The following is a 14,504-nucleotide window of genomic DNA, read 5'->3' as shown; positions in this document are numbered from 1 at the left end:
GATGACGCCCCGGTCCCGTTTCGGAATGGAATGATCGGAGGTGTGACCGTGACACCCGCACCCTCAGCGCCCGCCGTCCAGACCGAGCAGGCCGCGCCCCACGTCGTCGTGCTCTTCGGTGCGGTCGGCGATCTGGCCCGGCGCAAGCTCATCCCGGGCATGGCGCACCTCGCGCTGTCCTCCCTCGCGCCGGACGTCCGGATCGTCGGGACCTCCCTCGAGGAGCACGACGACGAGTCGTTCCGCGCGTTCGCGAAACTGGCCTACGACGAGTTCGGCAGCCGCTCGCTGACCCGCGCCCAGTGGGACGAGTTCGCGTCGAAGCTCTGCTACGTCCCGCAGTCGGCGGGCCCGGCGGCTCTCGCCGAGGCTGTGATGTCGGCCGAGAAGGAGCTGGGCCCGGACGTCAGCCGGCTCCACTACCTCAGCGTGCCGCCCAAGGCCGCCCTGTCGGTCGTCCGGATGCTCGCCGAGGCCGGCCTCGTCGAGCGCTCCCGCATCATCATGGAGAAGCCCTTCGGCGTCGACCTCGAGAGCGCCGTCGTCCTCAACGCCGAGCTGCACGAGACGTTCGACGAGGAGCAGATCTTCCGGATCGACCACTTCCTGGGCAAGGAGCCGGCGCAGAACATCCTCGCCTTCCGCTTCGCCAACGGCCTCTTCGAGCCGATCTGGAACCGCAACTTCATCGACCACGTCCAGATCGACATCCCCGAGAAGCTGACGCTGGACCGGCGTGCCGAGTTCTACGAGTCGACCGGCGCCTATAAGGACATGGTCGTCACCCACCTCTTCCAGGTGCTCGCGTTCATGGCGATGGAGCCACCCACGGCGCTCGAGCCGCAGGCCATCAGCGAGGAGAAGAACAAGGTCTTCCGCTCGATGCGCCCGCTGAACCCCGAGAACGTCGTGCGCGGCCAGTACATCGGCTACCGCGAGGAGCCGGGGGTGGCCCCCGACTCCGAGACCGACACCTTCGTCGCGCTCAAGTGCGAGATCGACAACTGGCGCTGGGCGGGGGTGCCGTTCTACCTCCGCACCGGCAAGCGCATGGCCGAGGGCCAGCGCATCATCTCGATCGCGTTCCGCGAACCCCCGAAGAGCATGTTCCCGCAGGGCTCCGGAGTCGGTGCCCACGGGCCGGACCACCTCACGTTCGACCTCGCCGACGCCTCCAAGGTCTCGCTGTCCTTCTACGGCAAGCGCCCGGGCCCCGGCATGCGCCTGGACAAGCTCAGCATGCAGTTCGCGCTGCAGGAGACCGATCGCGCGGGAGACGCCCTCGAGGCCTACGAGCGCCTGATCCTCGACGCGATGCGCGGGGATCACACCCTCTTCACGACCGCCGAGGGCATCGAGCGGCTGTGGGAGGTGTCGGCCCCCCTGCTCCAGGACCCGCCGCCCGTGCGCCTCTACGCCCCCGGCTCGTGGGGCCCCAACGCGATCCACCAGCTGATCGCGCCGCACGCGTGGCGCCTGCCGTTCGAGCGGGTCTGGCGCGACAAGCGCTGACCGCGCGCCGGGAGCCCGCCCGTAGGCTGGACGCATGGCGCGCACGGGGGAGGACCGGATCTGGACGGTGCCGAACGTCCTGAGCATGGTCCGCCTCGCCCTGGTGCCGGTCTTCCTCGTCCTCGTGATCGAGGGGGAGGACGCGCTGGCGCTGCTCACCCTCGTGGTCTCGAGCCTCACCGACTACCTCGACGGCTGGATCGCGCGCCGCTTCGACCAGATGACGCGCCTCGGGCGGATCCTCGATCCGGCCGCCGACCGCCTCTACATCTTCGCGACGGTGCTCGGCCTGGCCTTCCGCGAGCTCGTGCCGTGGTGGCTGGTCGCGGTGCTGGTCGCCCGCGATCTGATGCTCGTCGTCCTCGCCGTGATCCTGGCCAACACGGGGTACGGGCCGCTGCCCGTGCACCACCTGGGCAAGTTCGCCACCTTCTGCCTGTTCTACGCGCTGCCGTTGATCATGCTCGGGCAGGCGTTCCCGGCCCTCGCCCCTGCCTCGCTGCCGATCGCGTGGGCCTTCGCGCTGTGGGGCGCGTTCCTCTACTGGTGGGCCGGCGTCGTCTACGCCGTGCAGACTGCCGGGCTCGTCCGGGGGGTGCGCGACGAGAACTCCGGGTCCGGCGCCCGCCCGGATTCCGATACGCTGAACGGATAGGAGGTACGTCTTGGCCGAGCCCGTGCGTGGAGCATCATCCACCGAACCGCTGAAGTCCGAGTCCGTCGAGCCCTCGACCGACACGACGCTCACGTTCACCGACGACATCGGTGCGCAGCTCGCTGCGCTCGACAACCGCGCCTCCCGCGAGGAGGCCGAGGCGGTGCGCGCGCTCCCCTCGGGATCCGCCCTGCTGGTGGTCCGCCGCGGTCCCAACACCGGAGCGCGCTTCCTCCTCGACACCGATTCGACCACCGTCGGCCGCCACCCCGACGCGGGCATCTTCCTCGACGACGTCACCGTCTCGCGCCGCCACGCGGAGTTCGTCCGTCGCGGCACCGGCTTCGAGGTCCGCGACCTCGGCTCGCTCAACGGCACCTACTTCGACGGCGTGCGCATCGAATCCGCACTCCTCACCGACGGCTCCGAGGTGCAGGTCGGCAAGTTCCGACTCACCTTCTACGCGTCCCGCGCCGACCTCGTCGCCGCTCCGGACGCGTAGACCGTGGGGCGATCCACCGCCCGGGCGATCGCGTCCGGTCCGGCCGCTCTGCTGAGCATCGGGCAGGTCCTGTCCCGGCTGACGACGGAGTTCCCGGACGTCACCCCGTCGAAGCTGCGCTTCCTCGAGGAGCAGGGACTCGTCTCGCCGGCCCGCACCGAGTCCGGCTACCGCAAGTTCTCCTCGGCCGACGTCGAGCGCCTGCGCATGATCCTGGCGCTCCAGCGCGACCACTACCTCCCGCTCAAGGTCATCCGGGGCTACCTGGACGACGTCGACGCGGGCCGCGAGCCGGTGCTCCCGAGCGGAGTGGGCGGCGGCCCCGCCTCGCTCCTCGCTCCCGCCACGCGGCTCACCCGCGATCAGCTCGCACAGGAGGCCGGCGCGAGCCCCGCCCTCCTCCAGGAGGCGATCGCCGCCGGCCTCGTGCGCGGCGGCGAGTTCTACGGCGAGGAGGCCGTGACGACCCTCAAGGCCCTCGTCGAGCTCGGCCGCTCGGGCATCGAGCCACGCCACCTCCGTCCGCTCCGCGTCGCCGTCGAGCGCGAGATGTCGCTCATCGAGAGCGTCGTCGCCTCCAGTGCGCGCCGGGGCGACGCCTCCGGATCGGCGGGAGCCGCCGAGAACGCGATGGGGCTCGCCGCGCAGCTGGGCACCATCCGCCAGGCGATGGTCCGCAGCGCCCTCACGCGGATCTCGCGCTCCTGATCCGACCGCCGCGACGACACGCCGCGGCCCGGGAGCCGATGTCGTTTACTCGGCACCCCCGGGTGAGTACCGTAGGGAGCGCGTTCGGACGATCCGGCGTTTCGGATCCGGAAGGCCACGGGATGAGAGAAGTCAGCCGCGACGTCAGCGGCCAGCGCGACCTCGTCCTGTTCACCGACGGACTGCCCGATCTCGACGCGCACGCGGGGTACCGCGGTGCCGTCGCGGCTCGTGCCGCGGGCATCACCTACCGCCAGCTCGATTACTGGGCGCGCACCGAGCTCGTCGAGCCGACGGTGCGAGGGGCCTCCGGCTCGGGCACGCAGCGCCTCTACGGCTTCCGCGACATCCTCGTGCTCAAGCTCGTGAAGCGACTCCTCGACACCGGCATCTCGCTCCAGCAGATCCGCACGGCCGTCAACCAGCTCCGCGAGTCCGGGGTCGACGACCTCGCTCAGACCACGCTGATGAGCGACGGGGCGAGCGTCTACCTCTGCACCTCCAACGACGAGGTCATCGACCTCCTCAGCCGCGGGCAGGGCGTCTTCGGCATCGCCGTCGGCAAGGTGCTCCGCGAGGTCGAGTCCAGCCTCGTCGACCTCGGCGACCAGGCCGTCGATCCGACGGACGAGCTCGCCCAGCGCCGCGCCTCCCGCAAGGTCGGCTGACCGCTCCGCACCACGGGCGTGTCGAGATCCGACGCGTCTCGCACCCCGGCGCCGTGCCGCTTTCCGGCCGCGCACCCCGCCCGACGACGGCGGCGCCGCAGCCGGAGCTGCGACGCCGTGATCGAGACGGGGGAGGCGCTACTTCGCCGCCGGAACCTGCTCGCCGATGCGGCCGGTCCGGATGACCCGGTCCAGCAGCAGATCGAAGTTGTGCGCCATCTCCTGGGCGCTCTCGCCGGGCCACACGTGCACCGGCTTCGCCGCGCCCTGCGCCTGCTGGAGCGACGTGCGCTCGGGCAGCTGAGGGCTGAGGACCAGCGGGCCGAACATGTCGCGCAGCTCCTTGATCCGGAACTGGTGCTCGAGCGACTGCACGCGGGCACGGTTGACGATGATGCCGAGCGGCTGGAGCCGGGGGCTCAGGCCGCGCCGGATCTCCTCGATGGCGCGCAGAGCGCGGTCGGCCGCGGCCACCGAGAAGAGGCCGGGCTCGGTGACGACGGCGACGCGGTCGCTCGCCGCCCAGGCCGTGCGCGTGAGCGCGTTGAGCGACGGAGCGCAGTCGATGAGCACGAGGTCGTAGTCGGCCTCGACGCTCGCCAGCGCCTCCTCCAGCTTCCAGATGTCGCGGATGCTCGGGTGCGGTCCGTCGAAGTTGATCGCGGAGGGACTGCCGATCAGCACGTCGATCGTGCCGTGGTGCTCCTTCGTCCATCCGGAGGGGGCGATGGCCGAGCGGACGATCTTCTCCTTCGGCGACGTGAGCACGTCGGCGATGTTCAGATGACCGGCGACATTGATGTCCATCCCGGTGGAGACGTCGGACTGGGGGTCGAGGTCGACCACGAGCGTTCGCAGACCCTTGGAGAACGCGGCGGACGCGAGGCCGAGGGTCACCGTGGTCTTGCCGACGCCGCCCTTGAGGGAGCTCACGCTGAGTACATGCATGGCTGGTTACTTTACTTTCACTAGGGTGGGAGAACCTAACCGTTCCCTGCGCGCCCACCGCCGGGGAGGCGGATGCAGGGGTCCCGACGTCGTGGCCCCGGCTCCTCGTCGCCCGCGGAGGACCGACCCGAAGGACTGCTGTGTTCTCGAAGATCCTTGTGGCCAATCGCGGCGAGATCGCGATCCGGGCGTTCCGCGCCGCCTACGAACTCGGTGCGCGCACGGTGGCGGTGTTCCCCTACGAGGATCGCAACTCGCTGCACCGGCTGAAGGCCGACGAGGCGTACCAGATCGGCGAGAAGGGGCACCCGGTCCGCGCGTACCTCGACGTCTCCGAGATCATCCGGGTGGCACGCGAGTGCGGCGCCGACGCGATCTACCCCGGCTACGGCTTCCTCTCCGAGAACCCCGAGCTCGCGCGTGCTGCGGCGGAGGCGGGCATCACCTTCATCGGGCCACCCGCACGGGTGCTCGAGATGGCGGGGAACAAGGTCACGGCCAAGGAGCACGCCACCGCGGCCGGCGTGCCGGTGCTGCGCTCCACTCCTGCCTCCCGCGATCTCGACGAGCTCGTCGCCGGAGCGGAGGGGATCGGGTTCCCGATCTTCGCGAAGGCGGTGGCCGGAGGGGGCGGCCGCGGGATGCGTCGCGTCGACGCCCCGGAGGACCTCCGCGCCGCCCTCGAAGCGGCCATGCGCGAGGCCGACAGCGCGTTCGGCGACCCCACGATGTTCCTCGAGCAGGCGGTGGTCCGCCCCCGGCACATCGAGGTGCAGATCCTCGCCGACGCGACCGGCGAGACCGTCCACCTCTTCGAGCGCGACTGCTCGGTGCAGCGACGGCACCAGAAGGTCGTCGAGATCGCGCCCGCGCCGAACCTCGACGAGGCGACGCGGCAGGCCATGCACCGGGACGCCATCGCCTTCGCCCGCTCGATCGGGTACGTCAACGCGGGCACGGTCGAGTTCCTCCTCGACACGGCGGGGGAGCGCGCGGGAGAGCACGTCTTCATCGAGATGAACCCGCGCATCCAGGTCGAGCACACCGTGACCGAGGAGGTCACCGACGTGGATCTCGTCGCGTCGCAGATGCGGATCGCGTTCGGGCAGACCCTCGCCGAGCTGGGCCTCACCCAGGGCGAGCTGCGGCTGCACGGCGCGGCGCTGCAGTGCCGCATCACGACCGAGGACCCGGCGGCCGGATTCCGGCCGGACACCGGCCGCATCACGACCTACCGCTCGCCCGGCGGCGGCGGGATCCGGCTCGATGGCGGCACGATCAATCCGGGCGCGCAGATCAGCCCGCACTTCGACTCCATGCTCGCGAAGCTCACCTGCCGCGGGCGGGACTTCGAGGCGGCCGTCGGACGCGCCAAGCGCGCCCTGGCCGAGTTCCGGATCCGCGGCGTCTCGACCAACATCCCGTTCCTGCAGGCTGTGCTCGAGGATCCGTCCTTCGCGGTCGGCGACCTCAGCACGTCCTTCATCGACGAGCGGCCGGGACTGCTGGCCGGCCGGGAGTCCCGTGACCGCGGCACGAAGCTGCTGACGTGGCTCGCAGAGGTCACGGTGAACCAGCCGCACGGCGCCCGTCCGCCCGGACTGCCGCCCGTCGACAAGCTGCCCGCCGTCGATCTCTCCGCACCCGCGCCGACGGGGTCGCGTCAGCGCCTGCTCGAACTCGGCCCGCGCGGGTTCGCCGCCGCACTGCGCGCCCAGACGGCACTCGCGGTCACCGACACGACCTTCCGCGACGCCCACCAGTCGCTGCTCGCCACCCGGGTGCGATCGCGCGACCTCGTCGCCGCGGCACCCTCGGTCGCCCGGCTGACGCCGCAGCTGCTGTCGGTCGAAGCGTGGGGCGGGGCGACCTACGACGTCGCGCTCCGCTTCCTCGGCGAGGACCCGTGGGAGCGGCTCGACGCCCTGCGCTCCGCGCTGCCCAACGTCGCGATCCAGATGCTGCTGCGCGGGCGCAACACCGTCGGCTACACGCCCTACCCCACCGAGGTGACCGACGCCTTCGTCCAGGAGGCCGCGGCGTCGGGCATCGATGTCTTCCGCATCTTCGACGCCCTCAACGACGTCTCGCAGATGCGTCCCGCGATCGACGCCGTGCTCGCCACCGGCACCACCCTCGCCGAGGTCGCCGTCTGCTACACGGGCGACCTGCTCGACCCGGCCGAGAACCTCTACACGCTCGACTACTACCTCCGCCTGGCCGAGCAGATCGTCGAGGCGGGAGCGCACGTGCTCGCGATCAAGGACATGGCGGGTCTGCTGCGGCCCTACGCCGCCGCGCGCCTCGTCGAGGCGCTGCGCACCAGGTTCGACCTCCCGGTGCACGTGCACACGCACGACACCCCGGGCGGCCAGCTCGCGACGCTCCTCGCCGCGGCGGAGGCGGGGGCCGATGCGGTCGACGCCGCCTCGGCTCCGATGGCGGGCACCACCAGTCAGCCGTCCCTGTCGGCGCTCGTCGCCGCGCTCGCGCACACTCCTCGCGACACCGGGCTCGATCTCGGCGCCGTCTCGGACCTCGAGCCGTACTGGGAGGCCGTCCGTCGGCTCTACCGCCCGTTCGAGTCGGGCCTGCCGGGCCCCACCGGTCGCGTCTACCGCCACGAGATCCCGGGCGGTCAGCTCTCGAACCTGCGTCAGCAGGCCATCGCGCTCGGACTCGCCGACCGGTTCGAGGTCGTCGAGGACCTCTACGCCGCAGCGAACGGGATCCTGGGCCGCGTGCCGAAGGTGACCCCGTCGTCCAAGGTGGTCGGCGACCTCGCCCTGCACCTGGCCGCGGTCGACGCCGATCCTGCCGACTTCGCCGAGAACCCGCAGAACTACGACATCCCCGACTCCGTCGTGGGATTCATGGCCGGAGAGCTCGGCGAGCTCCCCGGCGGCTGGCCCGAACCCTTCCGCTCGCGGGTGCTCGAGGGGCGCGACGTCCGGATCGCAGTGGCCGACGTGTCCGAGCAGGACCGCGCGGTGCTCGGCGGCGACGACGCGGCAGCGAGGCGCGCGACGCTGAACCGTCTGCTGTTCCCCGGTCCGTCGGAGCAGTTCCTCGGCGTGCGCGAAGCGTACGGCGACGTGTCGGCGCTCGACACGGCCGACTACCTCTACGGCTTGCGCCAGGGGGAGGAGCACGTGGTCGAGATGTCGCGCGGCGTCCGGCTCTACGTCGGCCTCGAGGCCGTCGGCGACGCGGACGACCAGGGGATGCGGACCGTGATGACGACGCTCAACGGGCAGCTCCGTCCCGTGTTCGTGCGCGACAGGACGATCACGGTCGAGACCACGAGCGCCGAGAGGGCCGATCGCTCCGATCCCGGCCAGGTCGCCGCTCCCTTCGCGGGTGTCGTCACGCTCAAGGTCGCGGTCGGCGATCGCATCGCAGTCGGCGCCGCCGTCGCCACGATCGAGGCGATGAAGATGGAGGCGGCCATCACGACGCCCGTCGCGGGCACCGTCCGCAGGCTCGCCGTGCCGGCGACGCAGCAGGTCGACGCGGGCGATCTGCTCGTCGTCGTGGACCCCTCCTAGCAGCCGGGCCCCGGGCACTCCAAGGCCCGGCGCCCCGGAAGGGGGCGCCGGTACACTGACCGCAAGCGGAAGGAGGCTCGTTCGCATGGATGAGCGCAACGACGAACAGCCCGACACCGGCACCGGTCCCGTTCCCCGCACCGCGCTCGACGCGGCGAGGGACTCGGCGCAGTACGTGCCGCGCGCCAGCGACACCGCGCCCACGCGGATCCCGGACGGTGTGCGGCTGGATCCGCCCGCCCCTCCGCTGCGCCGCTCGACCGCTCCGGCGCCCGTCGACGACGACTCCGTCGACGTGGGGACCTTGGGCATCCCCTCCGCGCCCGCTTCCCGCTCCGCCGGGATCCTCCCCCCGGAGCCCGCTCCGGCCGACCCGGGTGGAGCGGTTCGACCGGTCTCCGCAGGCTACGCCGCGCGCGACGAGGTGTCGGTGCTGCCCGGAGACGGCGGCGAGCGCCCTCGCGGCCGCGGCGAGGCGCCGGCGGCGGCTCCCGCCGCCGAGGCGCTCGCGAACGAGCAGAGCCGGGCGGCCACGCGCCGCGACCGCCTGCGCGCCGAGACGGCGACGTCGACCGGCACCGCCTCGACGCCCGAGTCGTCCTCCATGCTCACGCCGGACCGCCTCCTCGAGGTCAACCGGCGCACCCGCCCGGCACCCGTCGGCGGCTGGAACCGCTTCGTCTACAACGTCACCTTCCACGCCGTGAATCTGGGCGACTCCGGCAAGGTGCAGGCGTGGAAGGCCATGGACGAGCGGATCGGACGCCAGTTCGAGGGTGGGACGCGCTTCGTGCCCGTCATGACCCGCAAGGGCGGCGTCGGCAAGACGACGGTGACGACCCTGCTCGGCATGGCCCTGGCGGACTCCCGGGAGGACCGCATCATCGCCGTCGACGCGAACCCCGATCGCGGGACCCTCGCGGAGCGCGTGCCGAAGCAGACGCGCTCGACCGTCCGCGACGTCGTGAACAGCGCGTCGGGCGTCTCGGGATTCACCGACTTCTCGACGATGGTCTCCCGCGACGAGACCCGGCTGGACGTCCTCGCCTCCGACACCGACCCGATGCTCTCCGAGGCCTTCGACGAGGACGACTACAACGTGGTCGCCGATCTCGTCGAGCGCTTCTACTCGATCATGCTCACCGACTGCGGCACGGGCATCGTGCACTCGGTGATGCGCGCGACCCTCCAGCGGGCCGACACCGTCGTGATCGTCTCGGGCGGCAGCGTCGACGAGGCGCGCCTCGCGTCCGAGACGCTCACCTGGCTCGACGCGAACGGCTACGGCGATCTCGTCAAGAACGCCGTCGTCGCCCTCAACACCGCGACCCAGGGCACGAGCCTGGTCAAGCTCGAGGAGATCGAGTCGCACTTCCGCTCGCGGGTGCGCGACATCGTCCGCATCCCCTACGACCCGGTGCTCGCCGCCGGCTCCGTCGTGAAGTGGGAGCAGCTGCGCCCGGGGACGAAGGAGGCGGCCCGCCTGCTGGCCGCGCTCGTCGTCGAGGGCATGCCGGTCCGGCGTGCCTGACGCGGCCGTGGAGCAGTCGTCGGAGGGGCTCGCTCCGGTGGAGGAGTTCGACCTCATCGTCGTCGGTGCCGGCTCGGGCAACTCGATCGTCGGTCCCGAGTACGACGACGCCCGCGTCGCTCTCCTCGACGACGGCGAGTGGTTCGGCGGCACCTGCCTGAACGCCGGTTGCATCCCGACCAAGATGTTGGTGCACGTGGCCGACGTCGTCACCGACGTCGACGAGGGCGGGCCCCTCGGCGTGCGCGGGTCGCTCGCGCGGCCCGAGTGGGCGGCTGTGCGCGACCGGGTCTTCGGCCGCACCGACACGATCAGCCGGGCGGGCCTGGAGTACCGCGACGAGCGATCGCCGAACGTGACGGTGCTGCGCGAGAGCTTCGGCTTCGAGTCCCTGGGCGACGGTGCCCGTCCGCACGTGCTCGTGAGCGCGAGCGGCACCCGGATCAGCGCTCCCCGCGTGGTCGTCGCCGCAGGATCCCGCCCACGGCCCCTGCTCGCCGCCTACTCGCCCGACCCGCGGATCCACGACTCGTCGTCGATCATGCGGCTCGACGACCTCCCCGAGCGCCTGGTGATCCTGGGCGGAGGGGCCGTCGCAGTCGAGTTCGCGCACGTGTTCTCCGCCTTCGGCACCGCCGTGACCGTGGCGGTCCGCAGCGACCGCCTGCTCCGCTCGCTGGACGAGGACATCGCGCGCCGCTTCACCGACCTCGCCCGCGAGCGCTGGGACGTGCGCACGGAGGTGACCGCCGAGCAGGTGGACGCCGGCGACGACGGACTCGTCGTCACATTCAGCGACGGAACCCGCGTCGAGACGGACGTCCTGCTGGTCGCCCTCGGCCGCGACCCCAACAGCGACACCCTCGCCGCGGCGGCCGTCGGCATCGATCTGCACTCCGACGGCCGCATCGCGGTCGACCCGGAGCAGCGCGTGCTCTCGGGCGGCGCTCCCGTCCCGGGGCTCTACGCGCTCGGCGACGTCTCGTCCGAGTGGCAGCTCAAGCACGTCGCCAACCACGAGGCGCGGATCGTCGCCCACAACCTCCTCCACCCGGACGAGCCGATGCGCAACACGCTGTCGCCCGTGCCCGGCGCGATCTTCGCGCATCCGCAGATCGCGCACTTCGGTCTCACCCTGGCGGACGCCGAGGAGGCCGGCCTCGCCGCGATCTCCGTGAGCCAGGAGTACCGCACGACGGCCTACGGCTGGGCGCTCGAAGACGAGTCGAGCGTCTGCATCCTGGTCGTCGGTCTCGACGGCGCCCTGCTCGGCGCCCACCTCATGGGTCCGCAGGCGAGTATCCTCATTCAGCCGCTCGTCCAGGCCGCCAGCGTCGGACGCGGTGTCCACGGACTCGCCCGCAGCCAGTACTGGCCGCACCCGGCGGCGAGCGAAGTCGTCGAGAACGCCCTCCTGAAAGCGGAGGAGGCCCTGAGGGAGCGCACCACATGACCGAACGCCAGATCCGCATCTTCGGAGATCCCGTCCTGAAGACCCCGTCCGCCCCCATCGACGCGATCGATGACGGGATCCGCGGACTCGTCGAGGACCTCGTGGACAGCGTCCGCCCCGCCGGCCGAGCCGGCGTCGCAGCACCGCAGATCGGCGTCAACCTCCGCGCCTTCAGCTACAACGTCGACGGCGTCATCGGCTACGTCCTCAACCCCGAGATCATCGAGCTCAGCGGCGAGCCGCAGCCCGTCGACGAGGGCTGCCTCTCGGTCCCGAACCTCTGGTACCCGGCGATCCGCTACCCCCACGCCAAGGTCCGCGGCACCGACCTCGACGGCAACGAGGTGATCCTGGAGGGGGACGGCCTGATGGCCCAGGCTCTCCAGCACGAATGCGACCACCTCGACGGCCGCCTCTACCTCGACCGCCTGTCCAAGGAGGACCGCCGCGCCGCCATGAAGGACGTGCGGGAATCCCCCTGGTTCTGAGTTGATCGGACGCCCGTCCCTGCCGGGCGTCGCGCAGTCGGCTCGGTGAGGTGGTCGCGTTCTGCAGAGCGGGTCGCGACCGCCGACGGGAAAGCGCTGCAACGCGCTTTCCCGGATACGGCTGCACCTTCGGGGAGCCGGTCCCTCTCCGACTCCGTCGGTGCCAGGGGCGCGGACATGCTTCGCAGAGCATGTTGCGTCCGCCGACGGTAAAGCGCTGAGACGCGCTTTCCCGGATACGGCTGCACCTTCGGCGAGCCGGTCCCTGTCCGGCTCCCCGCGGTCGGCTCTTCGAGGTGGTCGCGGTTCGCAGAGCGTGTTGCGTCCGCCGACGGTAAAGCGCTAGGACGCGCTTTCCCGGATACGGCTGCGCCTTCGCTGGGCCGGGTCAGCAGCGTGGCGTTCCCCTCTCCGCTGATCGAGTAGCCCGCGCAGCGGGCGTATCGAGATCCCAGTGTCCAGGACGGGTGTGGACCGAACGTGACGGGCTCTCCGGAGGCGCAGCCGTCTCCGGCGAGGCGCGATGCAGCGTCTTCCCGTCGGCGGTCGCTTCCCGCTCTGCGAACCACGAACGCTCGCGCGAGCCGACCGCGGCCAGCCGACGGGCCGGTGGCCTCAGCGGAGCGAGATGCCCTCGGTGGCCGGCGCGGCGGAGTACAGCGCCGAGACGGTGGTCGCGTAGTCCGAGAGGATCACCGCGCGCTTGATGCTCATCTTGGGCGTCAAGTGGCCGCTGGCCTCGGTGAACTCGGTCGGCAGGATCACGAACTTGCGGATGGACTCCGCCCGCGAGACCGCGGTGTTCGCGTAGTCGACGGCCCTCTGGATCTCGGCGAGGACCGCCGGATTGACCGCCGCCTCGTCGAGCGTCAGCTTCGGGTCCTGACCGTTGTTGCCGAGCCAGGTCGGCAGCATCTCGCTGTCGAGCGTCACGAGGGCCGCGATGAACGGGCGCTGGTCGCCCACGACGACCACCTGACCGACGAGCGGATTCGCGCGGATCGGATCCTCCAGCGCAGCCGGCGCGACGTTCTTGCCGCCCGCCGTGACGATGATCTCCTTCTTGCGCCCGGTGACGCGCAGGTAGCCGTCCTCGTCGAGCGAGCCGAGGTCGCCGGTCCGGAACCACTCGCCGTCGAACGCCTCCGCGGTCGCCGTCTCGTTGTTCCAGTACCCGCCGAAGACGCAGATGCCCCTGACCTGGATCTCGCCGTCGGCGGCGATCCGGATGGAGGCGCCGGGCATCGCCGGTCCGACGGTCCCGATCTTGAAGAGCTCGGTGCGGTTCACGCTCGCGGGAGCGGTGGTCTCGGTGAGGCCGTAGCCCTCGAGGATCTTGATCCCGAGGCTGTGGAAGAAGTGACCGAGCCGGTCGCCGAGGGGTGCGGATCCGGAGACGGCGAATCGCACGTTCCCGCCCATCGCCGCGCGGAGCTTGGAGTACACGAGCCGGTCGAAGAGGAGGTACTGCAGCTTGAGGGCGAGCGGCACGGACCCGGCCTCGACGGCGACGGAGTGGGCCACCGCGACATCGGCCGCACGGCGGAAGATCTTCCCCTTGCCTCCTGCCTCCGCCTTCTGCTCGGCAGAGTTGTACACCTTCTCGAAGACGCGGGGCACGGCGAGCAGGAACGTCGGCTTGAACGAGGCGAGCGAGGGCAGCAGCTGCTTGGTGTCGGCCTGGTGGCCTACCTTCACGCCGCCGTGCACGCAGAGCACCGAGATGAAGCGCGCGAAGACGTGCGCGGTCGTGATGAAGAGCAGCGTCGAGGCGCCCGGCTGGTGGATCAGCTCGGTCAGCGCCACCGCGGAGTTGCGGCTGAGCTCGACGAAGTTCGAGTGGCGGATGATGCAGCCCTTGGGGCGGCCCGTCGATCCGGAGGTGTAGATGATCGTCGCGATGTCCGAGCCGGTGGCCAGCGAGCGGCGGCGCTCGATCTCGGCGTCGGGCACGTCGATCCCCCGCGCCGCGAGCTTGTCGAGGTCGCCGAGGCCGATCTGCCACGCGATCCGGACGTCAGGGACGTCGGCGCGGATCTCGTCGAGTCGCGCGAAGTGGTCGGCCGTCTCGACGATGACCGCGTGCGCCCCCGAGTCGGTGAGGTTCCACTGCACCTGGGCGGGGGAGGAGGTCTCGTAGATCGGCACGAGGATCGCGCCGGCGAACCACACGGCGAAGTCGATGAGCGTCCACTCGTAGCGGGTCTTGCAGATCAGCCCGATCTTCTCGCCGGGCTCGATGCCCGACGCCACGAGGCCCTTCGCGAGTGCCGTGACCTCGTCGAGGAACTCCTGCGCGGTGACGTCCCGCCAGCCTCCGCCCTCCGGCACGCCGAAGAGCACGCGATCGGGTGTCTCGCGGACCCGGTCCAGCAGCAGGTCCGCAGTGTTGGCCTGCGGATCGGCGGCCACCACGGCGGGCGAATCGAACTGTTCCACGGCAACTCCTTCGGTACCTGACGAACGTCGAGCCCACTCTATCGGCGGGATC

11 protein-coding genes are annotated in these 14,504 nt (G+C 71.2%); 9 read left to right on the top strand and 2 right to left on the bottom strand.

Annotated features, from left to right (window positions below):
• Positions 1-48 precede the first annotated feature (48 nt).
• From zwf to IOC53_RS13005, 5 genes are all read left to right on the top strand, one after another.
• Complete coding sequence (zwf, locus tag IOC53_RS13025) at positions 49-1,512, top strand: glucose-6-phosphate dehydrogenase (RefSeq protein ID WP_307786192.1); 1,464 nt, start codon at positions 49-51, stop codon at positions 1,510-1,512.
• A gap of 34 nt (positions 1,513-1,546) precedes the next feature.
• A complete protein-coding gene (locus IOC53_RS13020; RefSeq protein ID WP_207406334.1) occupies positions 1,547-2,167 on the top strand; it encodes a CDP-alcohol phosphatidyltransferase family protein in 621 nt (206 codons plus the stop codon).
• A gap of 49 nt (positions 2,168-2,216) precedes the next feature.
• Entirely contained in the window at positions 2,217-2,669 is a 453-nt protein-coding gene (locus tag IOC53_RS13015; RefSeq protein WP_242683311.1) for an FHA domain-containing protein, read from the top strand.
• Positions 2,670-2,672: 3 nt separating this feature from the next.
• On the top strand, positions 2,673-3,377 hold the full coding sequence (locus IOC53_RS13010) for a MerR family transcriptional regulator (protein ID WP_207406332.1): 705 nt from the start codon (positions 2,673-2,675) through the stop codon (positions 3,375-3,377).
• 122 nt (positions 3,378-3,499) lie between these two features.
• Positions 3,500-4,045, top strand: coding sequence for a MerR family transcriptional regulator (locus IOC53_RS13005; protein ID WP_207406330.1), 546 nt, complete (start codon positions 3,500-3,502; stop codon positions 4,043-4,045).
• A gap of 138 nt (positions 4,046-4,183) precedes the next feature.
• On the opposite strand, the gene IOC53_RS13000 is transcribed toward IOC53_RS13005, so the two are convergent.
• Entirely contained in the window at positions 4,184-4,993 is an 810-nt protein-coding gene (locus IOC53_RS13000; protein WP_097166986.1) for a ParA family protein, read from the bottom strand.
• A 140-nt stretch (positions 4,994-5,133) separates the two neighbouring features.
• Between IOC53_RS13000 and IOC53_RS12995 the strand changes: the two genes are divergently transcribed.
• The 4 genes from IOC53_RS12995 (at position 5,134) to def (ending at position 12,013) form a co-directional block, all read left to right on the top strand.
• On the top strand, positions 5,134-8,541 hold the full coding sequence (locus IOC53_RS12995) for a pyruvate carboxylase (RefSeq protein WP_207406328.1): 3,408 nt from the start codon (positions 5,134-5,136) through the stop codon (positions 8,539-8,541).
• Positions 8,542-8,626: 85 nt separating this feature from the next.
• Positions 8,627-10,072 (top strand): MinD/ParA family protein, encoded by a 1,446-nt coding sequence (locus IOC53_RS12990; RefSeq protein ID WP_207406326.1) that lies wholly within the window; start codon positions 8,627-8,629, stop codon positions 10,070-10,072.
• The gene (locus tag IOC53_RS12985; protein WP_307786191.1) at positions 10,065-11,525 is read left to right on the top strand and encodes a mycothione reductase; all 1,461 of its coding nucleotides are present in this window, start codon (positions 10,065-10,067) and stop codon (positions 11,523-11,525) included. The genes IOC53_RS12990 and IOC53_RS12985 overlap by 8 nt, the downstream gene beginning before the upstream one ends.
• Complete coding sequence (gene def / locus IOC53_RS12980) at positions 11,522-12,013, top strand: peptide deformylase (RefSeq protein ID WP_207406324.1); 492 nt, start codon at positions 11,522-11,524, stop codon at positions 12,011-12,013. The genes IOC53_RS12985 and def overlap by 4 nt, the downstream gene beginning before the upstream one ends.
• A 615-nt stretch (positions 12,014-12,628) precedes the next feature.
• Here the strand turns inward: def and IOC53_RS12975 are convergent.
• Positions 12,629-14,452 (bottom strand): long-chain fatty acid--CoA ligase, encoded by a 1,824-nt coding sequence (locus IOC53_RS12975; protein WP_207406322.1) that lies wholly within the window; start codon positions 14,450-14,452, stop codon positions 12,629-12,631.
• Positions 14,453-14,504: the final 52 nt, after the last annotated feature.

This window comes from Rathayibacter sp. SD072, assembly GCF_017355185.1.
Classification (GTDB): Bacteria; Actinomycetota; Actinomycetes; order Actinomycetales; family Microbacteriaceae; genus Rathayibacter.
This window is presented reverse-complemented; position numbering and strand designations above follow the sequence as displayed.